Annotated in this window: 9 protein-coding genes; 1 reads left to right on the top strand and 8 read right to left on the bottom strand. The window is 65.4% G+C overall.

Annotated elements, in window-relative coordinates; all coding sequences use genetic code 11:
- The first annotated feature begins 304 nt into the window (after positions 1 to 304).
- Positions 305 to 733 (top strand): hypothetical protein, encoded by a 429-nt coding sequence (locus JJ918_RS17175; protein WP_291890109.1) that lies wholly within the window; start codon positions 305 to 307, stop codon positions 731 to 733.
- Positions 734 to 739: 6 nt separating this feature from the next.
- Here the strand turns inward: JJ918_RS17175 and JJ918_RS17170 are convergent, their stop codons facing one another.
- The 8 genes from JJ918_RS17170 to JJ918_RS17135 all read right to left on the bottom strand — a co-directional run.
- Positions 740 to 1,387, bottom strand: coding sequence for a glutathione S-transferase family protein (locus JJ918_RS17170; protein ID WP_291890108.1), 648 nt, complete (start codon positions 1,385 to 1,387; stop codon positions 740 to 742).
- The gene (locus tag JJ918_RS17165; protein ID WP_291890106.1) at positions 1,384 to 1,851 is read right to left on the bottom strand and encodes an SRPBCC domain-containing protein; all 468 of its coding nucleotides are present in this window, start codon (positions 1,849 to 1,851) and stop codon (positions 1,384 to 1,386) included. The genes JJ918_RS17170 and JJ918_RS17165 overlap by 4 nt, the downstream gene beginning before the upstream one ends.
- Positions 1,835 to 2,179, bottom strand: a complete 345-nt coding sequence (locus JJ918_RS17160) for a helix-turn-helix transcriptional regulator (protein ID WP_291890104.1) — start codon at positions 2,177 to 2,179, stop codon at positions 1,835 to 1,837. Before JJ918_RS17160 ends, JJ918_RS17165 begins: the two co-directional genes overlap by 17 nt.
- 144 nt (positions 2,180 to 2,323) lie before the next feature.
- Positions 2,324 to 4,219, bottom strand: coding sequence for a sulfate adenylyltransferase subunit CysN (gene cysN, locus JJ918_RS17155; RefSeq protein WP_291890102.1), 1,896 nt, complete (start codon positions 4,217 to 4,219; stop codon positions 2,324 to 2,326).
- Positions 4,219 to 5,187 carry a sulfate adenylyltransferase subunit CysD gene (gene cysD / locus JJ918_RS17150; RefSeq protein WP_291890100.1) on the bottom strand — a complete coding sequence of 323 codons (969 nt, stop codon included), beginning with the start codon at positions 5,185 to 5,187 and terminating at the stop codon, positions 4,219 to 4,221. Before cysD ends, cysN begins: the two co-directional genes overlap by 1 nt.
- A 147-nt stretch (positions 5,188 to 5,334) precedes the next feature.
- Positions 5,335 to 6,462, bottom strand: a complete 1,128-nt coding sequence (locus JJ918_RS17145) for a DegT/DnrJ/EryC1/StrS aminotransferase family protein (RefSeq protein WP_291890098.1) — start codon at positions 6,460 to 6,462, stop codon at positions 5,335 to 5,337.
- Between the two features lie 102 nt (positions 6,463 to 6,564).
- Positions 6,565 to 8,388, bottom strand: a complete 1,824-nt coding sequence (glmS, locus tag JJ918_RS17140) for a glutamine--fructose-6-phosphate transaminase (isomerizing) (protein ID WP_291890097.1) — start codon at positions 8,386 to 8,388, stop codon at positions 6,565 to 6,567.
- A 63-nt stretch (positions 8,389 to 8,451) separates the two neighbouring features.
- Positions 8,452 to 11,323: glycosyltransferase (locus tag JJ918_RS17135; RefSeq protein WP_291890095.1), on the bottom strand; the 2,872-nt coding region annotated here is incomplete at its 5' end.

The raw sequence follows: 11,323 nt of genomic DNA, 5'->3' as shown, positions 1-11,323 counted from the left end.
GTTATCCGGGGGTGCAAAGAGTACGGAGCTTGTCCGCGCCTGCCGGGTTGACCACGGCAGGCTCCGGCGAGGCCATCGGCAGGGACGACCGGCAAAAAGCTCGACCGGACCGTCCCCGCCGGTTTCGAGACGGGGCCCGCAAGGGACCCGGGTAAATCTCCGTGTGCGGGATGCCTCCGGCGCCACTCACACAAACATACAAAACTCCGGCTCCGGCCGGCATCCCGCACATCCTCATACCGCCAGGCGGAGACGCCGTGGCGCTTTCAGCGCAGACACCTTGTCCCTTCACGAGGAGCTTTTCATGCCCCGCAGAACATCAGCCGCCCATCGCCGCCCCTGTCGCCGCCGCCGGCAACTCGATCCAGACCTGGCCATGTCGGAACAATTGTCGCCACGCGAGATGCTGGATCTGGCCGAAGGGCTGGACGCGGAGACCTCCGCGCGCACGGCCCTGCAGAGCGCCCAGCTTGCCCTGTTCGACGGCCGCCTGCGCCAGGCAGAAAGATGGCTGGGCCTTGCCGGGCGCTTCGTCAGCCTGGGACGCGGGCTCGACGCCCTCGCTGCGCCCCGCCTTGCCGCCGAGCGCCGGGCAGCGGAGGATGCGCGCAGCGACGCGCTCGCCCGCCTGCTGCACCCCGATCTGAACTGGGACGAGGCGGACATGCTGGACAGTCTGGTCGAAGCCTCGGTGGCGGGCATGCTCCCGGAGACCGGGCCGGATTCAGACTGACCGGCCTCAGGCCGGCTCGCGTTCGAATACGGCCATGTGCCGTTCCAGGGCGCGGGCGTAGGCCGGGCGCGCGAAGCAGCGGTCGCGATAGGCCTTGAGCACGGGATAGTCGGCGAGCATGTCGGTATGGCGCAGGATGTCGAGCACCATGGCCATCAGCAGGTCGGCCACCGTGAAGCGTCCGGCGGTCAGCCAGTCCCGCGTCTCCAGCACGGCGGAAAGCTCGGCAAGACGCTGGCGCAACGCTTCCTCGGCGCCGGGACGGCGGGCCTTGGCCCAGGCCTCGTCGGGATAGAAGAGGTCGATCTCGGCGAGGGCCTGGACATAGGGCTCCAGCGAGTTGAGGGCGGCGAACAGCCAGGTCGTCACCTGCGCCCGCTCTGCCGCATCCGCCGGCATCAGCGCGCCGCTGTCCTGTGCGATGTGATGCAGGATGGCGCCGCTCTCGAACAGGGTCAGCGCACCGTCCTCATAGACCGGCACCTGGCCGAAGGGCTGTTTGGCGCGATAGGCGGCGCTGTCCTTCACATCGAAGTCGATCAGGGTTTCCGCATAGGCGCGCCCGGCCTCTTCCAGCGCCCAGCGCACGCGCATGTCGCGCACCAGGCCGCGGGCGAAATCGGGCACCCAGCTGAATGTCGTCACGGTGATCATGTGTCCGCTCCTCTGGCGATCTGTTCGAGATATCCGGCCTCGCAATCGAAGGCACTGGCCCAACCGCCGACATGGCTGTCGCGCGTCTCGACGGTCTCGAACGGTGTCTGGTGGAAGGTCTGGCGGGTCCGGCCGCCGTCCAGGGCTTTGAAGTCGATGGTGACCAGGGTTTCCGGCCCTTCATCCCAGGCGAAGGTGAAGACCAGGCGGCGGCCCGGCACGATTTCGCGGTACACGCCGCTCATCCAGTTCTCGCCGTATTCCGCCGAGCGGATACAGCCTCGCCAGGCACCGCCCTCGCGCAGGTCGAGCTCGAAGCTCGGGCAGTCAAACCCGTCCGGCCCCATCCAGCGCACCACATGCACCGGGTCGGTCCACAGCCGGAAGACAAGTTCCGGCGGCGCATCGAGATCGCGGGAAATGCGAAGCTCGTCATCGGCGAGCGTCTCAGTGTCCGGAAGCATCGGGCTCTCCCTTGGTCAGTTCGGCGAGATAGTCGTCCATGCGGTCGAAACTGCCCTCCCAGAAGCGGCGATAGGCGTCGATCCAGGATCCGACGGCTTTCAGCCCCTCCGGCCGCAGCCGGCAGGGCCGGGTCTGGGCGACGCGCCGGCGGTCGATCAGTCCGGCCCGTTCGAGCATCTTGATATGGCTGGAGATTGTCGGCTGGGACAGGTGGAACCCCGCCACCAGCACGTTGACGGTCGCCTCGCTTTCAGCGAGGCGGGCGAGGATGGCACGCCGGGTCGGGTCGGACAGGGCGGCAAAAGCGTGGTCGAGTTGCTGCGTCATGAATATCGATTATCGTCTATATCGATATTTGTCAATATAAAGCGTCGAGAGAAAACAGCTTGCCACCCGGCGACGCGCGAACAGCAAAACGCCGCCGCAGGTCACCCCGCGACGGCGCTTGTACGGTCCGGTGATCCGGTACGGCTAGCCGAGCCGGCCCATTTCCCTGAGCTTGGCGATCACCTGGTCGGCGGCCTCTTCGGCGGAGATTTCCGACGTGTCGACACGGATTTCCGGGTTTTCCGGCGCCTCATAGGGGCTGTCGAAACCGGTGAAATTCTTGATCTCGCCGGCCTGGGCCTTCTTGTAGAGCCCCTTCGGGTCGCGCTGCATGCAGATTTCCAGCGGGGTGTCGATGAAGACCTCGACGAACTCGTCGCCCTCGACCAGTTCGCGCACCATGCGGCGCTCGGACCGGAAGGGCGAGATGAAGGAACAGGTCACCAGAAGCCCGGCGTCGACAAACAGTTTCCCGACCTCGCCGATGCGGCGGATATTCTCCACCCGGTCCTCGTCGGTGAAGCCCAGATCGCGGTTCAACCCGTGACGCACATTATCGCCGTCGAGCGAATAGGTGTGGTGACCGGCCGCCGCCAGCTTGCGCTCGACGATATTGGCGACCGTCGACTTGCCGGCGCCCGACAGGCCCGTGAACCAGAGAATGGCCGGCTTCTGGCCCTTGATCTGGGCCCGGTCGGATTTGGACACATCCATCGCGTGATGATGGATGTTCGAAGCGCGGCGCAGACCGAACTCGATCATCCCCGCACCCACCGTCTGGTTGGTGAAGCGGTCGATCAGGATGAAGGCACCCATATCCCGGATCTTGTGATACGGGTCGAAGGCGATGGGACGGGCGGTCGACAGATTGCACTGGCCGATACCGTTCATCTCCAGCTTGCGGCTGGGCTTCTTCTCATACGTGTTGATGTCGACGCGGTATTTCAGCGACGAGATCGTCGCCGGCGTCGTCGCCGTGCCGATCTTCAAAAGGTAGGAGCGTCCCGGCAGCAGGTCGTCGCCGGACATCCAAAGCACTTCGGCTGCAAACTGGTCGGTCACTTCCGGACGCGCTTCGGCCGCGGCGATGACATCGCCGCGGGAGATGTCGATCTCGCGGTCGAGCACGAGCGTCACCGCCTCGCCGGCCACCGCCCTCTCCAGATCGCCATCGGCCGTGACGATGCGCTCGACCGTTGCCGTCAGGCCGGACTGGGCAATGACGATGGCGTCGCCGGGCTGCACCGTGCCGGAGACGATGGTGCCGGAATAGCCGCGGAAATTCAGATTGGGCCGGTTCACCCACTGCACCGGCATGCGGAAGGGCTCGTTCTGCACATCGCTGTCGACGTCCAGCGTCTCGAGATGTTCCAGCAGGGTCGGCCCCTGATGCCAGGACATGCTCTCGGAGCGATGGGTGACATTGTCGCCATAGCGCGCCGACATCGGGATCGGCGTGATGGTCTCGAAGCCCAGATCGTCGGCGCTCTTGAGATAGTCGGCGACGATCTCGTGGAAGCGGCCGCGGGCATGATCGACCAGGTCCATCTTGTTCACCGCCAGCACGATATGGCGGATGCCCATCATGCGGGCGATATAGGTGTGGCGCAGCGTCTGCACGAGCACGCCCTTGCGCGCATCGATCATCATCACGGCGACATCGGCGGTCGAGGCGCCGGTCGCCATATTGCGCGTATACTGCTCGTGGCCCGGCGTGTCGGCGACGACGAATTTGCGCTTTTCGGTCGCGAAGAAGCGATAGGCGACATCGATCGTGATGCCCTGTTCCCGCTCGGCCTCGAGCCCGTCGAGCAGGAGCGCGAAATCGATCTCGTCACCGGCGGTGCCGTGCTTGCGGCTGTCCTTTTCCAGAACGTTGATCTGGTCCTCGAACAACAGCTTGCTGTCATAGAGAAGACGGCCGATCAGGGTCGACTTGCCGTCATCCACGGAGCCGCAGGTCAGAAAGCGCAGCACGCCGCGCTGGCCGGATTGGGTCAGGCGCGCGATCACGTCGGCGCGCGAAGTCTGGACGGTCATCAGAAATATCCCTCGCGCTTCTTCTTCTCCATCGAGCCGGCCTCGTCATGATCGATCAGCCGGCCGGAGCGTTCCGAGGTGCGGGCCGTCAGCATTTCCAGCACGATCTCTTCGAGGGTCGTTGCGTTCGACATGATCGCGCCGGTCAGCGGATAGCAGCCCAGCGTGCGGAAGCGGACCATTTTGAGCTCGGGCTTTTCGCCTTCCTTCAGCGGCAGCCGCTCGTCATCGACCATGATGGTCTGGCCGTCTCGTTCGACGACCGGACGCTCGGCCGCGTAGTAGAGCGGCACGATCGGGATGTCTTCTTCCAGGATGTATTGCCAGATATCCAGTTCGGTCCAGTTGGACAGCGGGAAGACGCGGATCGACTCACCCTGGCGGATCTTGGTGTTGTAGTTGTGCCAGAGTTCCGGGCGCTGGTTCTTCGGATCCCAGCCGTGATTGCCGTCGCGGAAGGAGAAGATGCGCTCCTTGGCGCGGGATTTTTCCTCGTCGCGCCGGGCACCGCCGAACGCGGCATCGTATTTGTGGCGCGTCATCGCATTGCGCAGCGCCTCGGTCTTCATCACCTGAGTGTGGACCTGGGAGCCGTGATCGAACGGGTTGATGCCGCGGGCCCGGCCGTCCTCATTGATCTCGACCCTGATTTCCAGACCCAGCTCCTTCGCAATGGCATCGCGAAAGGCGATCATCTCGCGGAACTTGAAAGTCGAATCCACGTGCTGCAGCGGAAAGGGCGGGCGCGAGGGATAGAAAGCCTTCAGCGCCAGATGCAGCATCACCGCGCTGTCCTTGCCGATCGAATACAGCATGACGGGATTGGCAAATTCGGCCGCCACTTCCCGCATGATGTGGATCGATTCCGCTTCCAGTGCCTTGAGATGCGCGGACAGCGGACGCTCGCGCGTCTTCGCCGACTTGAAGCGGTCGGCATACGCCCGGACCGTGGCCGTGATATCGCTCATGTCACCCTCAACCTTCGCGGATGGCACGTCGATATTCCGGCCAGCCTCGCGTCAGGCCGATGTAGGACAGCTCAGCGCGGATTGCCACCCGCAGAAGGGCTTTTCGGCTGCACCGCGTACGGTATCAGCAGCCGGGCCCGGTCCGCATCACCCGCGGAAACCGGTCACCGCCGCCACGACCCGGTCGATATCGCCCTCGGGCATGTCCGGATGCATCGGCAGGGAGACGACCCGGCCGGCCGCTGCCTCGGTCACGGGCAGACCGCCCGGCGCCACCGGATAGGACGCATACGGCGCATGCAGGTGCAGCGGGATGGGATAGTAGATCGCCGTCGGCACACCCTGTTCGGCCAGGTGCGCCCGGAAGCCGTCGCGGTCGTCGACCTCGATCGTGTACTGGGCCCAGGTCGACTGGGCGCCGTCGATGACTTTCGGTGTCTTTACCGCATTGCCGAGACGGCTGTTATAGGCGTCCGCCACGCGCTGGCGCATCTGGATCTCCTCGGCGAAGACGTCCAGCTTGGCCAGCAGGATCGCCGCCTGGATCGTGTCGAGACGCGAATTGATCCCGATGCGGGCATATTCATAGCGCGATGCGCCCTCGCCGTGGACGCGGACGGATTTCATCGTGTCGAACAGGGCGTCGTCCTTGCACAGCACCGCGCCGGCATCGCCATAGGCGCCCAGCGGCTTGGCCGGGTAGAAGGAGACGGTCAGCGCGTCGGCCCAGTTCAGCGAAGCCTTGCCGCCGAGTGTCGAGCCATAGGCCTGGGCACAGTCGGATACGAGCTTGAGACCGTGTTCGCGAGCGATGGGCTCGAGCGCCGGATAGTCGGCCGGCTGACCGAACAGGTCGACGGCGATCACGGCTTTCGGCGTCAGCTCGCCCTTCGCCTTCACATCGGCAATGGCCGCTGCCAGGCTTTCCGGCGACATGTTGTAGGTTTCAGGATCGATATCGACAAAGACCGGCGAGGCGCCGGCGAGCACCACAACTTCGGCCGAGGCGGCGAAGGTGAAGGACGGCACGAAAACCGCATCGCCCCGGCCGATGCCCCAGGCCATCAGCGGGATCAGGATCGCGTCCGTACCGTTGGCGCAGCTCAGCGCACGCCCCATGCCGGCGAACTCGGCCAGTCTGGTTTCCAGCTCCCCGACTTCCGGCCCCAGGATGTAGCGCCCCTCGTCGAGCACTTTCATCACCGCCGCATCCATGCGGTCCTTGATGCGCGCCCGCTGGGCCTGGAGGTCGATGAAGGGGATCATGTCGGTCATGAGGGAACACCTTTCGGCACCGCGCCGGCGGGCCTTGTCGCTGCGGTATACCGGTGCGCTATAAAGGCGCCCTCCTGCCCCGCAAAGTCACGAAACATTTCGCTATTCTACCGTCACCGACTTGGCGAGATTGCGCGGCTGGTCGACGTCGGTGCCCTTGTGGACGGCAACGTAGTAGGCCAGCAGCTGCACCGCCGTGGCGGCCACGATCGGCGCGGCCAGCCCCTTCACGTCAGGCAGTTTCAGGATGGCGCTCGCCTCGCTGTCCAGCTCGTCCGCACCGGCCTTGTCGGTGATCGCGATCACCCGGGCGCCGCGGGCCCGCACTTCCTGGATGGAAGAACGCGTCTTGGCGAACAGGGCGTCGTGCGGCGCGATGGCAACCACGGCAACATCGTCCTCGATCAGCGCGATCGGGCCATGCTTCAGCTCGCCGGCCGCATAGCCTTCGGCATGAATATAGCTGATTTCCTTCAGCTTGAGCGCGCCTTCAAGAGCCAGCGGGAAGAATACATTGCGGCCCAGATAGAGCACGATGGAGGCGTGCGCGAGTTCGGTCGCCAACTGATCGATCTGCTGCTCGATAGCGAGCGCGGCATTCATCTGCGCCGGCAGTGCCATCAGCGCCGCCACCTGCGCTTCGCTCGCATCGGACGACAGCTTGCCACGCTGACCGGCGGCCAGCACAGCCAAGGCCGCCAGAGCCGTCAACTGGCAGGTGAAGGCCTTTGTCGAGGCGACACCGACTTCCGGTCCGGCCAGCGTCGGCACGACGACATCGGCCTCGCGGGCCATCGAGGAATGCGGTGTGTTGACCAGGGCGATGGTCTTCAGACCGGCCGCCTTGCACAGGCGCAGCGCTTCCAGCGTGTCGGCGGTCTCGCCGGACTGGGAAATGAAGAGCGCTGCATCGCCCGGCGCAAAAGCCGGATCGCGATAACGGAATTCAGATGCGATATCGTTTTCGACCGGCAGTCCAGCCATCGCCTCGAACCAGTATTCGGCGATCAATCCGGCATAGGACGCCGTGCCGCAACCGACGACGAGCAGACGCGAGATTTTCGAGAAATCGATCCCCTCGACAGGCCGGATCCGGCCGGCCTCGGCATCGACATAGGCGCTGAGCGTCCGCCCGACGACTTCCGGCTGCTCGTAGATTTCCTTCTGCATGAAGTGGCGGTGATTGCCCTTCTCCGCCATCGCCATGGAGGCCGGCGCCGGATTCGCGGGCCGCTCGACGGTTTCGCCGTCCGGCGCACAGATCTCGATACCGCCCGGCCGCACGAAAACCGTGTCGCCATCTTCCAGATAGATCACTGTGCGGGCTTCACCCGTGATCGCCATGATGTCGGAAGCGAGGAAGCCGGAGGTATCGCTCGTTGCTGCGACCAGCGGGGCACCACGGCGGGCTCCGAGCAGCAGACCGTCCTCACCCTCGATGATGGCCGCCAGCGCGAAGGCGCCTTCAAGCCGCCCCAGCGTCTCAAGCCAGGCTGTCTGCGGGTCGAGCCCCGTCTCCAGATACCGGTCCAGCAATTGCGCGACGACTTCGGTGTCAGTCTCGCTGGCGAAGCTCCGGCCTGCAGCAGACAATTCCGCGCGCAGGGCCTTGTAGTTCTCGATGATGCCGTTGTGCACAAGGCTGACACGGCCCGCCCGGTGCGGGTGGGCATTGCCTTCGGTCGGCGCGCCATGAGTGGCCCAGCGCGTGTGTCCGACACCGGTGCTGCCGGCCAGGGGCGCATCGGCGAGCTTGCCGGTGAGATTGCTCAGCTTGCCTTCGGCGCGGGCGATCGACACCTTGCCGTGTGCCCCGACGATGGCAATGCCGGCGGAGTCATAGCCACGATATTCGAGCCGCTGAAGCCCGTCGAGAATGCAGCGCGCCGCATCCTCGTGATTCACGACGCCGACGATTCCGCACATGCCCTTGCCTCCTGGCCCTCAACTCACGCCCCGGCTGTAGTGCGCTGCAGCATCACCAGCCAATCACTTCCCGTTCCCCGATGTTTCAATTGCAGCCGGGGTCATGCCGAGGCGTTCTGTCATCGCCAGGATCTGGGCCCGCAGCGCACGCCGCGAGGTGATGCGGTCGGCATAGGCCAGGCCCTCTTCCCGATAGCGGCGCCATTCGGCCTCGTCCTCGAACACCTGCAGGATTTGCGCCGCCAGCGCCTCGGCCGTATCGGCAACGGCGATCTCGCGCCCGGCCTCCAGCTGCATGCCCTCGACGCCGACCGAGGTCGACACGCAGGGCACACCGGCTGCCAGGCTGGCAGCGACCTTGCCCTTCGCCCCGGCACCGACGCGAAGCGGCACGACGCTCAGCCGGATGCGGTTGAAATAGTCGGGCAGCGACTCCACGAAACCGAGGACGGAAATCCCGTCCCGCCCGTCCAGGCGCTTGTAGCGGTCGGGCATCTTGCTGCCGGCCAGCGCGAACTCGGCCTTGCCATCGACGGCCCGCACCCGCGGCCAGACCTCATCGAGGAACCAGTCGACGGCGTCCACATTCGGCGGATGCCCGAAGCCGCCAAGAAAGCCGATGCTGCGGCGTTCGGCAAAACCGGCCGGTGTGGGCTCGGCGTCATGGATCAGCGGCAGCAGCATGACTTTTTCGGCGCCGAGTGCGGCCTGCAGGATTTCAAGCTCGACCGTCGAATGGGTGAGTACGAGGTCAACGGCCGCCATCACCGCCAGCTCGCGCTCCCGCGTCCGCTCGGCCTCGCGGATCGCATCGGCATCGCCGCTGAGTTCGGCTTCACGCATCTCGCGCAGATAGTGCAGATCGGCATTGAGCAGCACGACGCGCGCCTGCGGCGCATACTGGCGGATATCGGTCAGCGTCCGCTCGGCTGTGGGATAACGGTGCAGGAAGACCAGGTCGAACTCGCTGCCGCGCTCGGCCGCAAACGGTGTGAAGCGCGAATAGAAGGGGTGGTAGATCGTCTCGATCCCGGCACGCTGCAACGGCGCGGAAAACTCCCGCGTCCACAGGAAATTGTCCTGCGGCACGAAAGTGACCTTGAAGCCCGAGGCCTGCAGGCCGCGCATGCATTCGACGGCCACTACCGAGCCCGCATCATGATCCGGCTCCGGCGTGGTGATGTCGACGAAGAGCGCACGCTGGCGGACCGACCGTTCCTTCTCCAGCTGGGGCAGCTGGCCATTGGGACGGTGGCTCTGGAGAACCTCCGACCAGCGTTCCTTGAAGCGCTCCAGATTGGTCACCTGGTGGGCCTTGATACCGCTGCCCGTATCCGTGCCGGAAGACACGCCCTCGAAGTGCAGCAATTGCGAGCGCGGCTGCAGCAGCGTGCGGTATCCCGCCTTGCGCAGCCGGAAAGCCAGATCGGCGTCCTCGGCATAGGCCGGCACGAAAAGCTCGTCGAACCCGCCCATCTCGTCCCAGACCGGACGCGGCAGGGCGATCGCGGCGCCGGAGATGTAGTCGACCTCGCGGGCATAGCTGAATTCCGGCCGCCGCGGATCGTCGAACCGGCCCAGATTCCAGGCCGACCCGTCCTGCCAGAAAATCCCGCCGGCTTCCTGCAGGCGGCCATCCGGATAGATCAGCTTGGATCCTGCCATGCCGATCGTGACATCGCCGTCGAGTGTGGCGACCAGTTCGTCCAGCCAGCCCGGCAGGACCAGAGTGTCATTGTTCAGGAAAACGAGAATCGATCCGCGCGCTTCGGCCGCCGTGGCATTGCAGTTCCGCACAAAGCCCAGATTGGGATCGTGGCGGATCCAGCGCACATTCGGGATATCGACCTCGGCCGCCGCCAGCGTGCCGTCGCTCGACTTGTCGTCGCCCACGAGAATCTCGAAGGAGATCGATGGCTGGGACCGGAACACGCTTTCGATACAGGCCAGGGTGAAGGCGATCTGGTTATAGGCCGGCACGATGATCGAGACGCGCGGCGCATCGGTCCCGGCCGGTGCAATCTCCGCCAGGGATTGCGCCCAGTCGCGCGCCGTCTCGTCCGGCGTCACGGTGGCGATGGCCGGCATGCCCTCGCGCTGGAACGGCAGCTGGTATTTCTCGATCAGGCCCGTAGTTGTCGCGGCGGCATCCGGCCCGAACTCCTCACCGAGGAAGCCGGCCAGCCGGTCGAGCGGCGGCAGGACCTGATCCACGCTCTCTGCTGTCTCCCCTTCCGTCTGGACCACCGAAGAATCGTGACGGGCGGACAGGCGCGCCGGCAGCTGCAGGGTGACCGTCCACCAGACGAGTTTCAGCCCGCGCCGCGTCCACCGCGTCAGCCAGGGCGTTCCCCGCAACATGCGGCGCAGCGGGTCGGTCGCCCGCCAGATGGTCGAGTTCTCGATCTGCTCAAGCCGCTGGGCGACATGGTCGCGTTCCAGCCGCAGCGCAATGCGCTCACTGTCGGCCTGCCGGTAGGCGACCTGGGTGTCAGCCAGCTCCGCTTCCAGGCGGTCGGCATGCTCGCGATAGGCCTGCACCGACGCTTCGAGCGCCTTGAAGTCGGTGATGAAGGTCTGCAACGAGCTTTCCAGCTCGGCCTTTTCGCCCTGCACAGTTTCAAGCCGGGCCCGCAGCTCGTCTCTGAGTGTTTCCAGCTCGTGAATATAACCCTGCGCGGTCTTTGCCCGCGCATCGGCTTCGGCCTGATCGGCCCGCGCTTTTTCCAGATCGGCCTCGAGGCCGGAGATGACCGCCTGTGCGGATGCGGCCCGCGCTTCTGCATCCTTCTGGTCGCCGCGGGCTGTCCTCAGGTCCGTCTCAAGACCGCTAATCGTCTCCTGCGCGGCCTTCGCCCGGTCTTCGGCATCCTTCTGGTCGCCCCGGGCCTTCTCCAGGTCCGTCTCAAGACCGCTAATCGTCTCCTGCGCGGCC

Source organism: Maricaulis sp., from assembly GCF_017642925.1.
GTDB lineage: Bacteria > Pseudomonadota > Alphaproteobacteria > Caulobacterales > Maricaulaceae > Maricaulis.
This window is presented reverse-complemented; position numbering and strand designations above follow the sequence as displayed.